The sequence below is a fragment of the Halosolutus halophilus genome (genome assembly GCF_022869805.1).
Classification (GTDB): Archaea; Halobacteriota; Halobacteria; order Halobacteriales; family Natrialbaceae; genus Halosolutus; species Halosolutus halophilus.
Genome location: NZ_CP094974.1, coordinates 2,480,336 through 2,495,034, shown reverse-complemented (window position 1 = coordinate 2,495,034; position 14,699 = coordinate 2,480,336). Strand labels below are relative to the sequence as shown.

Here is a 14,699-nt window from a genome sequence, read left to right as displayed (position 1 = left end):
AGAACAGTACCAGATTGAGGCGTTAAAGCGACTGTGTCGTCCCACCTACCGAACCGTACCGTATTACACTGACACTCTCGACGACGCCGACGTTGTCCGGAAAGTACCCATATGTCATCTTCGAGGTCGATCGGTGATCTCATGGTAGTCGCTGTCCACTTCCGACTGGTCGATCCTCCATCGATTATCTTCGAGAGCAATGCACTGATTACGATTATGCTCCGAATCCGAAACGGCCGTGCCCGGGAGGTACAACGTGGTCAGTGACAGTGCGAAGACGGCGGTCAGGATTGTCGTGAGCGTAACGCTGGTAGCCGGGATCTTCTATTCTGCTGGCCCCGGACGAATCCTCTCAGTCGTACTCGACGTTCGCCCCGAATATTATACTCTCGCCGTCGCCCTCGTCTTCGTGGGAATCGTTGTGAGTACGATCCGATGGCGACTGCTTCTCGGCGCAAAGCGGGAGAACGTGGCACTGTATTCCGTGTTCAAGATTTACTACATCGGTGGATTCTCGAATCTCTTTCTTCCAAGCACGATAGGCGGTGACGTCGTCAAATCGGTAGCCATATCCCGGAGCCTGGACGAACGAATGGAGGCGTATTCATCTGTTGTAGTCAACCGCTTTTGTGGACTTCTTGCGCTCGGAGCGATTGCGCTCGTGGCTGTCTTGCTCAGTCCCGACCTCCTGAACCGACGAATTTGGGAAGCTGTGGTACTCCTGATTACTGGGATACTCATGTTTCCGATTTTCGTCGTCGGTTTATCAATGCTTCCCGATCGAATCGACCGACTCGGAGACCTGATCGGGATCGATCCGCTGAGAACGTTCAACAGTTTTCTCGCGTCGATTGCCGAGTACCGAACCAAACCGAAGACGCTCGTGATGGTCATCTCACTCGCCTTGTTCTTTCAAGTACTAGGCGTCTTCGCTAATTACGCGGTTGCTCAAGGGCTCAATCTCCCTGTACCGCTTGCGTATCTCTTCATCACCGTACCGATTACGCAAGTGTTACTCCTCGTCCCCGTCTCGATTCATGGCCACGGCGTTCGGGAGGGATTGTTCGTGTTTTTCTACACCCAGGTGGGGTTAACGGTTCCAGAAGCTGTCGGATTTTCCGTTACGATATTCACCGTGATATTGATTACCTACTCATTCGGAGCCGTATTCTTGCTTACAGGCCGCCAACGAAACACAGCAAGCGTTAAATGAGTGAGACCAATCCCGATCCCAACAGAAGTAACGAGGCGCTTGATCAGAAGAATAACGGTGAAATGATGGACGTGCTGATCGCTGGTGCAGGCAGTATCGGACGGAAAGAAGTGTCCGAATTATGTGAACATCCGAACGTCCGCATTATCGGGATTATCGACGTAAATAGAACCCAACGGACAGCTGTTTCTTCGGAGGTTCCGAACACGTACGCCGATCTGACGGACGCACTCGCCGAGACGAACCCCGAACTCGTGCGAATCGCGACTCCTCCGCAGACACATTATGAGTTGGCCATGACTGCATTAGAGGGCGGAAGTGACGTCTACCTCGAGAAAATAATGACTCTGGATTCAGAACGGGCCCGAGAGATCGTCGAAACGGCCAACCGACTTGACCGATCCGTATTCGTGAGACGCAATGCGATATACACACCGGTCTACCAGCGGGCATGGGCTCAGTTAAAGAATATCGGCGAACTCAGACACGTTCACTGGATAGAGTCAGTCGGTCAGTATTCCGAATGGAGTCACTCGAAACGGGAATGGCTGCGGAACCTGCCAGGGGGAATAATCTCCGAACACCTCCCTCACGCGTTGTATATAGTACGATGGTTTCTGCAAGCGGAACCAGTGGTCGAAGACGTCGTGTACGAAGGAACCGAACTACACGTGTCGTTGGCGGCCGGACAAAAGAGTGCTAGAATCTCGTACGTCACTCCGACGGATATACCGACAATACTTGACATCGTCGGCTCGAGGGGAACGATCAGAGTCGATCACAGTACCATGCGAATACACGAACCGCGGGGGTTCGAAGATTCGAGCAGCGTCGAGTGGCGCACAGCGAAAGCGAATCTACACGACCTGTTCGGCAGTGTGAAAAACGCGTTGCGGCTATCACAGCACTACGTCCGCAGGGAACTTCAGTGGAAACCCGATCCATTCTACTCGCAATCGGATAATTACCGACAGTTCAGTGACATCGCAAACGGTGGTGAAACCGGCGGGGACTTCCGAATAGATGGGGAGGAGGGCGTTCGAAACGTCGAACTATTCGAGGCAATCTGGGATCAAGCTAGGTGACGAATAGCTAGGTCGAATGCCTTCCATCCGCCGCAAAACTATGTCTGTTCACGTTTTGGAGCTAGTGTAAAGAAATCTATAGTAAATAAACGCCGTTTGCCACTGTGGAAGCAGTTGCAATTACACAAACCTGTGTTACTCACCCGAAGAGAAGCGTCAGCATCCGAACAGCTGTCGCTCGAACAGACGTTTACCGTGGATCGACTTTACAAACCTGCTCTTTAGAAGACACATTTGTGAAGTGCTGAGATCTACCCGGCTGCATTTTCGTCGAAGAGCAAGACGAGCAACTGGTACGCGGTTGGCCTCCACATCCGGCACCTGAATGTATTTCACATTAATCCGTGAAACATTTGTGCCCTATCTATACGCTACTATCCGTCTGACAACCCCGTATAGCATTTAGACATTTCGTATATCTAACGCACAGGTCAATATGGCTAAGAATTCGAGGTGGGAAAGACGGTTCGAACCCGAGGTGCGAACGGGAAAATGAGGGGATCGAGTTGTAGATTGGAGGGATTTGGACCGATATCTCGTTTCGACCCGTGGGAAAGACGATACCGAGTCGCGAATCGCGGAACCGTAACTCACCGGTTCGTGCTAGTAAGGCAGGCCAGTAAATCACTCACTCGAACATGATCAACTGGCGTAAACCCGTTATCCACGCCGGACTCCGGTTACTTCGAAGCGAGGTGCCGGAGAATCTGCAGACGATTCGGCGTTTGAACCTAGCAGATTCTGAAGAAATCGAACAGTATCAACGTCGGAGATTGACCGACCTCTTGTACCACGCCCACCAAACGGTGCCGTACTACGCCGAAATACTGACGGAGGCCGGCGTCGTTGTCGACGGGGACGTTCACCTCGAGAATTTTACCGAAATCCCACTCCTGACCAAGGAGACACTCCGAAGGCAACAGGACAGGCTCGTCTCCCGAGATCACGGCCCTAATCCGTACACCAACACTTCTGGCGGGACCACGGGAGAGCCGGTCGAGTTCGTTCAGGATCAACGCTACTGGGAGTGGAACGTCGCGACCAAGATCTTCTATCAGGAACTCGCTGGCAAACCACTAGGCGGGCGCGAAATAAAACTCTGGGGGAGCGAACGCGACCTGCTAGAGGGAACGGAGTCGCTGAAGACGCAGGTGAGAAACTTTCTGTACAACCGGCGGCTGCTGAATAGTTTTCGGATGAGCGAGGAGGACATGTATGAGTACGTTGAGATCATCAACTCGTTCCAACCCCTGACTATCTGGGCGTACGTGGAGTCAATCTACCAGCTCGCGCGGTTCGTCGAGCGCAACGATCTTGAAGTCTACGCTCCAGAAGGGATCGTAACGACGGCGGGAACACTTCACGAGCCGGTTCGGGAACGAGTCGAAGAGACCTTTGATACGAGAGTTCACAACCAATACGGATCCAGGGAAGTCGGTGACGTGGCCTGTGAGTGTTCGAAACAGGACGGACTGCACGCCTTTCCGTATAGCCATTATGTGGAAGTACTCGACGAGGACGGACAACAGGCACCAGCGGGCGAGATCGGCCGAATCGTGATTACGAATCTGACTAACTACTCCATGCCGCTCATCCGCTACGAGATCGGTGACATGGGCGTTGCGTCGGCCGACCAGTGCCAGTGTGGGAGTCCGTTTCCGCTGCTTGAGTCCATCACCGGCCGCGTTAGCGACCACTTAGTTTCCGTTGACGGTGAGCTCGTCCACGGGGAGTTTTTCACTCACCTTTTCTACGGTCGGACGTGGATTCAGAAGTTTCAGGTTCGACAGGTGGCCCCTGAGAAGGTGGTCATACGGATCGTCGAACGCGACGACGAGGTAAAACAAGACGGACAGTTGACTGAGATTGTCGAAAAGATACGAATGGTGATGGGCGAATCGGTCACGGTCAAGGTTGAGTTTACGGAGGAAATCACTCCGAGCAGCTCGGGCAAGTATAGGTACGTCATTTCGGAAGTAACTGAGTGAGTGAGCCCTCACCTTTGTTTCTGACTCTGGAGCGATCGTCGGGAACTTCAACCCGTCAAACGACGGTAAAATGGAGTGAAAGGCAGATTAAACGATGGTTCGTGCGAAGGAGATCGGAAAATACGTACGCATCCGACGATCTTGCAACGTGTGATGGTATTTCGACATTAGGCGAAGAAACGTTCCTTACGAAATAGGAAGCGTACGTAAATATTTTTACGAGATCGTCAGCCGGCAACGACAAATGGCAATTCCGTCCATCACGTATGAGTTTCAGGGTCGATTTCAGGTACTCACTTCGAAGCGTCCTCTCGAACGCTACACGAGATTAGATGACTAAGAGGTGCCCCATTGTACTGTCTCTCATCTCCTAGGCAGGATTCACCTGTTCCCATTTCTGGAGTATCAGGAGTATTTACTCCATCATTTCGCGAATCTGCCAACGACCCGCTGAGGTAGTGGTGAGAGATGTGTGACAAAAACGTAACGATCGGATTCAAGACGTTCCTGCGGCCGAACAGACTCCAAACGTGTCTAGAACATATTCGGCGAATGTCACCACTGCTGGGCCGCATACTCGTGGCTGACGATAGCCCACGAAAAGACCTCAACGAAAGCGTATACCGGGGAATTCAGTAACGAGCATCCACTGGAGGTAATTGGCCTCGAACCCGGTGGCGGATCTCGGTCACGATCTATCACACGACGTCCACTACCGTAAAACTCACACGGGAAGTCTACGGGAGCTTACGAACTCTCACCACGGTTTCGAATTTGATCTTTCGAGTAGTCTGTTCCGTCCGGATATCGAGTGGCCAAGCTTTATATTCTTCATCGGTGGCGAGGAAAAGGAATGAGCCGATACTGGCTGCTCTCGGTTCTATTATTTGCCGTGGTCGCTACGGCCGGCTACGTAGCTTCCCCCGTCTCGAGCCTCTCCGATGATCAAGTCATCCATTACGACTTCGGCGAGGATGCGGTAACCGACGAGACGGTCAGGGACGTCTCCGGCGAACGTAACCATGGTGAGATTGTTACCGATGACGATCATCACCCCGACGTTTCCGACGGGGCAATGCTCTTCAAAAAGGGTTCACACTACGTCGTCCTCGAGCTCGAGGAACGACCACTCAAAGACGACTTCACGGTTGTCGTCGAGGTGAGAAACGGTTTCCAAGAGTACTTCGCCGGAGTCGTCGCGAGCAATTCGTGGCGAATCGTCGCACCGTACGATAGGTATGGATTTTATACCACTGAAGAGGGAATCGACTCCGATGACTACGAGGATCGGGAGTGGAAGCACTTGACTGCGATCCACCGCGATGGGACGTTCGAGTTGTACGTGGACGGCGAATTCGTCGACGAGTTCGAGATCTCGGAAGACGTTGAGACGGAGACGATATATGTGGGACGGCGACCGGGCGGGTACTCGTTCGACGGGGAGATCGCAGAGGTGCGTATCTACGACCGTGCGGTTTCACCCGCAGAAGTGAACGCGCTGTATGCTGATCGTCTGTGGCTACCGGCGGCATTCTTCACCGAGGAATTCAGGCTCGGGGCCACCATCGCGGTCGCATTGCTCGCGTTCGGAACGGCTGGATACGAGGTGAGACGAACCGATGGGTGAACGGTCAGCGGTCGTGGAAGTCGATGCAATGGGGTTGGTCGGCCGTTTCTTGGTTATCGTACTCATCGCCGGCTTCCTCCTTGACGTCGGTGACGTCCTCGAGGTGTCGTCTCACCTTTCGACCGACCGGCTGATCGCACTCTCGTTCGTCGGCGGCGCCCTCGCCGTAACGTGGCTGTACGGCGATCGATTTCCGTACTCGAATCGACTCTCGCAACCGTTCGATAGAATCGACCCGTCGGACATTGAGATGATCGTCCGTCTCACTACGCGAAACCTGATTGTTCTGTACGTCCTGCTAGTGGGTCTGGCTTACAGTCGACTCGAGATCCACCACCACGTGAACCTCACCGCTCTGTTCTCCCTCACCGTGTTTCTGCTGACGCTCTCGCTCGCGTTAGACGACAGCGAACGTGCGATCCTCGCGACGAAAATCGGTGCCGTGCTTGTTACCGTCGTTGCCCTCTCGTCGGTTTTCTCCGATTCGATCGACGAGTACGTCACTTCGGGAACATACCTGTTGGCGCTCGTTCTCGTCGGGCTCGTTCTCTGGAAGGAGGACATTCGAAACCGTCCGGACACACACCAAGAGCCCCTGACTGTCGCCGGTGTGAGCGTCTTCGTCCTGGGCATCGGAGCGGCGACGGTGCTGGCAGCGATCCTCTACATCTATCGACTGGGTGCGTTCCACCTGCAGGGCGACGAGTACCTGGTAGCCGACGCGGCCGCCAGCTACTACTACACCGGCGAACTGTACCTGTGGGACTGGATCAGGGACGGGCATGCGGACCGGTACTACGATCGTGCGTGGCCACATACTCTGCTCGTCGCGGCGTCGTACGCAATATTCGGGGTTTCCGAGTGGTCGGCACGGCTGATCTCCGCCCTCTTCGGCGTCGCGTTCATCCCCATCTGCTACCTCGTCGTCTGGCACTTCACCGAACATAGGACGGTCGCACTCGCGACCAGCGCGGGAGCCGCCGTCTACCCACGCCTACTCTTTTACTTCCGCTGGGCGCGTATGTACGCATTGTTGCTCCCGCTGTTTCTCGTGCTCACGTATCTCGTCTTTCGGGCCACGACGGAAGGGAATTCCCTCGACTTACGGAACGATCGGCTCAACGCCGCCGTCGAGCAGTACTTCGACTTCAATCTCACGCTGGGGTTCGTGACCGTTCCGGTCCTCTACGTCGCGTACCAGATCCACTACAACGCTCTGATCGTGCTGGCCGCGACGTACGTCTACGTCGTCTATCGGGCGATGACGACGGGCGAACGAAAGTACTGGACTGCATGGGGACTTGGACTCGTCGGGATAATCGCCCTGGCACTTCTCGCCCAGTGGACACCTTATGCGCAGTTTCTCGAGCAGTTCCTGTCCTTCTTCGAACGGAATAACACAGTCTACGTCGAATATCTCCTTCAGTTCCCATTCGAATCAGCGCTCGGTATCGTGTTCTTCGTCGCTGGACTCGTAACGCTCCAGCGGATCGAGAACGGGCCGCGTAGACAGAAGCTGATCTTTCTTTACGTCCTCTGTCTGTTCTCGCTCGTCTTCTACCTCTACGTCGGTGATCGGTACGCCAGTTTTGCGTACATCGTCCACGTCGTTCCGTTCGGTCTCGCACTCGTCCTGTTCGCGTACGCTGAATTCGTGCGAGCCATTGACGTCCCGATTCTCCAGGTCATGCTGGTACTCCTGCTCGTGACCAGTATAGTCTACCCGATCGCGACCGACTACGAGGACTACTACTACGAAGACAGCGAGGACTTTACGACTGCCTACGGGACAATCGTTGAAGAGTTCAACTCCGACGGGGAAGTTCTGTTCGCCCAGTATCCACGCGATTACTACTTGCGGGAACTGCCGAGCGACACCACAGTGATAGACATGGAGAACAACCAGGAGTACAAACCCGACGAGTTCTACGACGACCTCGAACGGCACGGATCGGGGTGGATAACGTGGGAGACGGACAAGTCGTATCACGTCCACCCGGAAATCCGGGAGTACGCCGACGAACACTTCGAGAAACGCCACGGTAGCGGCGTCGACAACACCAACGTAGAGGTGTACTACTTCAACGAGAGCATGATCGAGTAAGATCGATGCTCAGTCGTCACCATCCCAGTGGAAGACGTAGACCGAGTCCGACCGATAATTCGGCATCGCCTCGAGCTCCGAGCGCAGTTCATGAGGCTGTCGTGCCAATGCCATCTCGTCCACCACAATCCAGCCGCGCTCGTTGTCGTCCATCACGGCCTCAAGATCGTCCGCGCTTCGGATCGGTTCCGCGCCCGCATACTGATCCACGCCGTCGACTGTCCAGTTCCCTCCAGAGCCCGTCAGATCGTGTGCCAGCCAGTAGTCGACACCGCCGGCGTAGTACACACCCGTCGCTGTCCAGCCCGCTACGATCACATCCCCTGATTCTCGATGCTCGTTCACGTACTCGTACGCATCTGCGAACTCGGGCTGTGGGGCGTTCGGCCCCAACTCGTACTCCGCGTGTGGCGTAACGGTGAACCCGCCGCCGAACCCCAATAGGACGACGGACGCGATCGCCACGGAACAAGCGACACATGCCGTCGCCGTCCCGCCGTCGGCTCGAGAGACGGACGAATCCGCGTCCAGAAGACGATCACCGATCGCCCGTCCCCGATCGGCCACGCCGACGGCCACGAAGTCGACCGTCACCGCGGCCCACAGAAACAAGACGGGGACGACGAAGTAGAGGTACCGACTGGCGAACAGTTCCGTGTGGAAACTGAGTATCCAGGCCGCAGGAGCGACCGCAAGTACGAGCAACGTCCCGGATCGATATCGGCCACGGTAGAACGTCAGTGCCGAACCCACAACTGCGAGATAGACGAACGCGTGAAACTCCTCTACCAGCCAGTCAGTGTACGCCTCCTGGTAGTCCACGTCAGTGGTCGACACACTCTCGATCGCGCCCGTAAATCCCGACGTGACGAACTCGACTGCGAACAGGAGAACCAGCGACCCGACGAGAAGACTACCGACGATGCGTCCGGAGAGTCGCCCGTCGATCAGACCTGTGAGTCCGAGATACGCGACGGCGATCGGCAACAGCACGTACCCGATCTGGTGTGTCAACGCGGCCAGGACGCTGACGGCTGCGAGGGCAACGACCGACCGTTTATCGCCGAACCACGTTCGTTCGACTCGCAATAGAAGTACGAGTGCGAGAACGTACGACAACTGAAACAGCTGGTACATGCGTGCCTGCCTGCTCCAGGCGATTTCCCAGGTCGCAAACGTGACGAGCGCAGCCGCGAGCAACCCGACGCGCGGCCCGCCGACCTCGCGTCCGAGCCAGTAGGTCACGCCGATCGTCGCGACGCCGAAGACGACCGACGGTGCTCGCGCAGCCGCTTCTCCGGTTCCGAACACCGCCATCGATCCCGCCATCACGAGCGTCTGTGGAAACGCCCGCCAGTACGTGTACCCCGACGGAAACGTCGGTCGGCCGGTCTCGAGAACGGCGATCGCGGCGTTCGTCGAAATCGCCTCGTCGAACCAGAAACTCTGAGCGCCCAGCGCGTACGCACGGAGCATGCCGCCGGCGACGAGCAACCCGAGCAGAATTATCGCGACGGTTCGATCCGAAGGCTGTCGAACCGACGGCGAGAGCGCTCTCGCCCCGATTTCAGACTCGGGTCCGACGTACCTGATGGCGGAAGCCAATACGAGCGCACCTGCCACGATGAGCGTCAGTCGATCGATTGGAACGATCGACCCGATATCGACGACGACATCGAGCGCCACGAGCCCGACTGTCACGTAGAGCAGGTATCTAACGGCAGTCTGACCCACGGACCGGTGCGTCGAACCCATCATTCGCTTTTCCACGTCCAACCCTTAGAATTCCCGTAGCGGGCCACCGAACGATCACGTTTCACGACTGAACGACGAGCGGCTCGTACCAATCGCGGTTCTGCCGGTACCAGTCGACGAACGCCGAGACTCCGTCTCGAATCGATATCGACGGCTCGTACCCGATCAGATTCCGGGCTTTCGACACGTCGGCGTGGGTGTGGCGTGCGTCCGCCGCTTTCGGCTCGGTGTACTCGAGTTCGAACTCACCGCCGGTCGCCTCGGCGACGTGTTCGGCCAGTTCCACGATCGTGATGTTGCCGGTCGACCCGACGTTCAGCACCTCGCCATCGGCCGCGTCGGTCTCGAGCAAGGCTACGTTCGCGTCGACGACATCGGCGACGTGGGTGAAATCCCGGCTCTGCCGGCCATCGCCGTAAATCTGCATCGGCTTTCCGTTGAGACAGCGGGACGTAAAGTTCGTGATCGCCATGTTCGGGCGCATCCGCGGCCCGTAGACGGTGAAATACCGTAAACTGACTGTCGGAACGTCGTAGACGTCGTTCCAGACGCGACAGTAGTGTTCCCCGGTACGTTTCGTGACGGCGTAGGGGCTCCGGGGCCGAGTCCGGGCATCTTCCACGTACGGCAGGGTGTCCGCGTCGCCGTACACCGACGACGACGAGGCGTTGATGAGCCGATCGACGCCGTGTTCGTCTGCGGCCTGGAGCACTGTCAGTAGTCCGGTCGTGTTGATTTCGTGGGGTTTGTGGGGATTCTCGACGCTCGTGCGGACGCCCGCCTGGGCGGCCTTGTGATAGATCACGTCGACGTCGCGACTCGAGATGACGTCGCGTACCGTTCGCTCGTCAGTAATCGATCCTTCGACGAACTCGAATCGATCGCCGCCGGTTTCACGACAGATCCGCAGGTTCCGTCGCTTGATCGAGCGATCGTAATACGAATCGAGGACGTCGAGCGTGACGACGTGGTGACCTCGGTCGAGCAGTCGTTCGGCGACGTGCGAACCGATGAACCCGGCACCGCCGGTAACGAGTACGTTCATGGCCGATCGAACTGCGGTACGACATCGGCTCCAGTTCGTACTCGACCGGTATCTCTCTGTTCAGCCGTGTCCCCGATTGTCCACGGTACTTTCGTCTCTGTTGCAAGTGCGTGGCCGGGCCCCTCGAGTTCGCCCATACCACGCCTCCACACCGAATCAGTACATTATACTTCCATACGTTAATAGCGTAGAATGACAAGATCTGTGGACAAAGAACCGTCTAATTCTGGGTATACGGCTAATTTTCGCCAGGTGTTCGAGTCGATTATCGACGGAAACGTGTCCGCACAGTCGAATCGACGACCGCTGAAAATGCAGGTGACAGCTATTTACCCGGATTCGAAGTGGTTGGCGGCACATGCAAGCAGTCGTCTTGGCGGCAGGGAAGGGAACGCGCCTGCGCCCACATACGGAGGACAAACCCAAGGTACTCGTAGAGGTCGACGGACGCCCCATCATCGAGGACGCCTTCGACAACCTCCTCGAAATCGGCGTCGACGAGTTGATCGTCGTCGTCGGGTACCTGAAAGAACAGATCATCAATCGGTACGGTGACGAATACGAGGGCGTTCCGATCACCTACGCCCACCAGCGCGAACAGCTTGGGCTGGCCCACGCGATTCTGCAAGCAAAACCCCACGTGGACGGTGACTTCATGCTGATGCTCGGTGACAACGTCTTCCGGGCAAACCTGGCGGACGTCGTCAATCGTCAGCAGGAAGACCGCGCCGACGCGGCCTTTCTCGTCGAACAGGTACCGTACGAAGAGGCGTCCCGCTACGGTGTACTCGACACGAACGAGTACGGTGAGATCGTCAAAGTGGTCGAAAAGCCGGACGATCCGCCGTCGAATCTCGTGATGACTGGCTTCTATACGTTCACGCCGGCGATCTTTCACGCCTGTCACCTCGTCCAGCCGTCGGACAGGGGCGAGTACGAACTTCCAGCCGCTATCGACCTGTTAATCCAATCCGGCCGAACCATCGATGCCATCCGTATGGAAGGATGGCGAGTCGACGTCGGCTACCCCGAAGACAGAGATCGCGCCGCGGAGCAGCTACAGGACGAATCGAGTCGGACTGGTGCCATCGAAGCAGAAATCATGGAAGAACCGGAGTCCGCGACCGACTGACAGTGATCGTTTACTCAGGAGCGTCTACCGTCGCTATCGTGATTCTATTTCCTCACTTGAGCCACTGCTTCGACTCACCGAAGGACGTCTCGAACGGGTAGCCCCGTATCCGAAGCGATCGGCCGGGCGACGGATCAGAGCGTCCCCCTCGAATCGATCGCGCCCGGGGGTCCGCGGTGGATCGTGTACGTTTATTCGAATCGGTCCCGAAGGGGGCAGTCGTTATCGTCGTCGCCACCGAGGACTTCGAACTGTGGCGGGTTGCGGCCGGCGAGTTGACGATCGATGAAGCGCTGGCCGAGCACCGCGGCGAGGGCGCGGCTCTCGACTCGTCGAATACCGACGATACGAGCAACTGACGATCCGCCGTCCGCTGAGGACTCGACGTACGCTGACGGTCCGCCATACGCAATTCGATCCCGCGGCCGTTGCAACACTGTCTCTGGCTGCCGACGTCCGAAAAAACGAGTCGTCGAAATTCGACCGATTACACTCGACCGGAGCCGTTTCGTCGGAAACGGTGCTCGCTGTTACGTGCGCCTCGCGAGCATCGCTGCGGCGAGCATCGCGACGAGAGCGACTGCGGCCCCGAAGCCGGGCATCGAGTCGTCCTTCTTGGTGTCGTCGTCGGATTCGGATTCGGATTTCGTCTCTTCGACCGTGTCGGACTCCTCGTCGTCGTTCGTCTGCTCCTCGTCGTGGTCCTTCTCGTCCTCATCGTCCTGGTCTTTCTCGTCCTCGTCGTCGACTGGTTCCTCGTGGACCGACGTCGCCTCTGCGTTGGCGATCTGGACGTTCTCGTTCTCCTGCATGCTGATCTGGAACGCGGAGGCACTTCCCTCGTCCTCGGCGACCGCTAGTGCGGTGTTCGAGTTAACAAGGTTCACCTGCGTGACGTTCTGACTCTGCTCGATCTCCGCGTTCGAGTACTGGTCGACGTCGTTTAGCTGATCGTTGGAGCCGTCGTAGTCGAAGGCCGTCATATTGGTGTCCCCGACCCCGTCACCGTTGATCGTCGCGGTCGTCGTCTCGGTCGTGAAGACACCCTCGTAGTCGTGGCCCTCTTCGTAGTCGCCATCCCCTTTCTTGTCTTTCTTGTCGTGGTCCCCGTCGGCGTCTTCGAGGAAGACGTTCAGGGCCTCGGCGGAGGCGACCTGCGCGTTGATGTTCTGCTGGTAGGTCAGCTGTACCGCTTCAGCCTCGCTCCCGCCCGTGGCGATCGCCTGGGCCGAACTGTTGAGGTTGAAGTTCACCTGTTCGACGCTCTGGTACTGCGTGACGCTGGCCTCGGCGGCCTGCGTGACGCCGTCGTCAGCGTGGTCGCCCTTCTTGTCCTTGGGCTCGGGGTAGTCCGCGCTGTCCTGGCTCACGACGTCGGTGGTACCGTCGGTGCTCGCGGTCGCGACGTGCATTCCCGCGGATTCCATCAGGACGTTGATGGCTTCTGCGGTCCCGATCTGTTCGTTGATGTTCGACTGCTCGCTGATCTGAACGGCCGTCGCGGACGCGTTGTCACCGACTGCGATGGCGACGGCGGCGTTCCGCTCGTGAACGTTTATCTGCTGGACCTCCTGGGCCTGTTCGACGGTTGCGCTCGCGGCCTGGGCGGCAGTCGCGGCGTCACCGTCGTCGCCCTTCTTGTGTTTGTCTCCGTCGTAGTTATCGCCGTACACGTTCGTCGCGTTCGCCGACCCCTCCTGGAGGTTCAGGTTCGACTGTTCGGTCACCTGCACCGCGGTCGCCGTACTCTCGTCTTCGGCGTACGCGAGCGCGGTGGTGTTCTGGATGACGTTCGCCTGACTGACCTCCTGGGCCTGGGAGACGGACGCCTCGGCGGTCTGGGTGACCGTCGCCTCGCCGTTGTCGTCGACGATCCCCCAGCCGTCGAACTGCTTGTCGCCGTCACCCATGATCAGGTAGACGTCGCCGACGTCCTCGAACATCGTCTCGTGGCCGGCGAAGTTCTCCGCGGCCGCTTGGCCGATCTGGGAGTTGTTGTTCTCCTGGTTGACCTCCTGGATGGCAGTGGCCTCACCGCCATCGATGGAGATGGAGACCGCCTGTCCCTGTTCGTTGATGTTTACCTGATCAACGTCCTGGTACTGGATGACCTCCGAGTTCGACGTACCGCTCTCGTCCGCGTGCTCCTCGACGTACTCCTCTAACGACATGTCGCCGAGATCGGCACCGAACGAGAGGTAGAGCGCCTCACCGTTCTCCATTTCGATCGTCTGCATACCGTCGTCGTTGTCCTCTCCCGCGATAGCGGCCGGTCCGGCGGCTGCTACCATCGACAAGACGACCATACAGGCGACTAAAATCGTCGTAAACCGTGATCGTTTCGCTGTCGTAACTTTCATGGATCGATCTGCGATTCGCCGTGAGAGTCTTTTTTGCTGAATCTGCGCATCGCAAACCGACCTATCTCGAAGACTTGCTTTGTTATCTACCAGTTGTCGCAGAGAACAAGGGGGCTACCGAGACCTCATGCGTCGACTACTCGAGCGAAATCCCGTGCTTCTCCACCATCCCTGACGAGACGGACCTCCTGTCACCGGGACAATCGATCGAATACTGTTCAAAGCGGTCTCGCACGGTCGAACGGAGCGTTTTTGAATCGAGTGATCGATTCAGACTACTGTTTCTGCCAGAGAAATCGACGGGTAGCGTGTTACAAACGGCAGTTCGAGATCCTCCGGAACTATTTCTGGGACGGCGTGCGGGTCGACGGCTCGTTAGTCGTGGTTACT

General features: G+C 57.3%; 10 protein-coding genes. 7 read left to right on the top strand and 3 right to left on the bottom strand.

The genetic code is table 11. The features are described from left to right. Positions 1–256: 256 nt before the first annotated feature. From MUG98_RS12255 to MUG98_RS12235, 5 genes are all read left to right on the top strand, one after another. Complete coding sequence (locus tag MUG98_RS12255; protein ID WP_265112392.1) at positions 257–1,213, top strand: lysylphosphatidylglycerol synthase transmembrane domain-containing protein; 957 nt, start codon at positions 257–259, stop codon at positions 1,211–1,213. Next, positions 1,210–2,298 carry a Gfo/Idh/MocA family oxidoreductase gene (locus MUG98_RS12250; protein WP_265112391.1) on the top strand — a complete coding sequence of 363 codons (1,089 nt, stop codon included), beginning with the start codon at positions 1,210–1,212 and terminating at the stop codon, positions 2,296–2,298. Before MUG98_RS12255 ends, MUG98_RS12250 begins: the two co-directional genes overlap by 4 nt. Positions 2,299–2,993: 695 nt before the next feature. Beyond that, a complete protein-coding gene (locus tag MUG98_RS12245; RefSeq protein WP_265112390.1) occupies positions 2,994–4,286 on the top strand; it encodes a phenylacetate--CoA ligase family protein in 1,293 nt (430 codons plus the stop codon). 853 nt (positions 4,287–5,139) lie between these two features. Next, entirely contained in the window at positions 5,140–5,913 is a 774-nt protein-coding gene (locus MUG98_RS12240) for a LamG domain-containing protein (protein ID WP_265112389.1), read from the top strand. Continuing rightward, complete coding sequence (locus MUG98_RS12235) at positions 5,906–8,017, top strand: glycosyltransferase family 39 protein (RefSeq protein ID WP_265112388.1); 2,112 nt, start codon at positions 5,906–5,908, stop codon at positions 8,015–8,017. Before MUG98_RS12240 ends, MUG98_RS12235 begins: the two co-directional genes overlap by 8 nt. A gap of 9 nt (positions 8,018–8,026) precedes the next feature. Here the strand turns inward: MUG98_RS12235 and MUG98_RS12230 are convergent, their stop codons facing one another. Together MUG98_RS12230 and MUG98_RS12225 are read right to left on the bottom strand one after the other, a co-directional pair. After that, the gene (locus MUG98_RS12230; RefSeq protein WP_265112387.1) at positions 8,027–9,751 is read right to left on the bottom strand and encodes a glycosyltransferase family 39 protein; all 1,725 of its coding nucleotides are present in this window, start codon (positions 9,749–9,751) and stop codon (positions 8,027–8,029) included. An 82-nt stretch (positions 9,752–9,833) separates the two neighbouring features. Next, positions 9,834–10,817 (bottom strand): NAD-dependent epimerase/dehydratase family protein, encoded by a 984-nt coding sequence (locus MUG98_RS12225; RefSeq protein ID WP_265112386.1) that lies wholly within the window; start codon positions 10,815–10,817, stop codon positions 9,834–9,836. Between the two features lie 358 nt (positions 10,818–11,175). On the opposite strand from MUG98_RS12225, the gene aglF reads away from it, so the two are divergent. Next, positions 11,176–11,949, top strand: coding sequence for a UTP--glucose-1-phosphate uridylyltransferase AglF (gene aglF, locus MUG98_RS12220; RefSeq protein WP_265112385.1), 774 nt, complete (start codon positions 11,176–11,178; stop codon positions 11,947–11,949). 176 nt (positions 11,950–12,125) lie between these two features. Next, a complete protein-coding gene (locus MUG98_RS12215) occupies positions 12,126–12,308 on the top strand; it encodes a hypothetical protein (RefSeq protein ID WP_265112384.1) in 183 nt (60 codons plus the stop codon). A 171-nt stretch (positions 12,309–12,479) separates the two neighbouring features. On the opposite strand, the gene MUG98_RS12210 is transcribed toward MUG98_RS12215, so the two are convergent. After that, a complete protein-coding gene (locus MUG98_RS12210; protein ID WP_265112383.1) occupies positions 12,480–14,240 on the bottom strand; it encodes a PGF-CTERM sorting domain-containing protein in 1,761 nt (586 codons plus the stop codon). Positions 14,241–14,699: the final 459 nt, after the last annotated feature.

What these genes read in the sequence shown, in the direction of transcription:
- aglF (WP_265112385.1), top strand. Translation starts at nt 11,176, where the DNA reads ATGCAAGCAGTCGTCTTGGCGGCAGGGAAGGGAACGCGCCTGCGCCCA.
- MUG98_RS12250 (WP_265112391.1), top strand. Translation starts at nt 1,210, where the DNA reads ATGAGTGAGACCAATCCCGATCCCAACAGAAGTAACGAGGCGCTTGAT.
- MUG98_RS12225 (WP_265112386.1), bottom strand. Translation starts at nt 10,817, where the DNA reads ATGAACGTACTCGTTACCGGCGGTGCCGGGTTCATCGGTTCGCACGTC.
- MUG98_RS12235 (WP_265112388.1), top strand. Translation starts at nt 5,906, where the DNA reads ATGGGTGAACGGTCAGCGGTCGTGGAAGTCGATGCAATGGGGTTGGTC.
- MUG98_RS12240 (WP_265112389.1), top strand. Translation starts at nt 5,140, where the DNA reads ATGAGCCGATACTGGCTGCTCTCGGTTCTATTATTTGCCGTGGTCGCT.
- MUG98_RS12210 (WP_265112383.1), bottom strand. Translation starts at nt 14,240, where the DNA reads ATGGTAGCAGCCGCCGGACCGGCCGCTATCGCGGGAGAGGACAACGAC.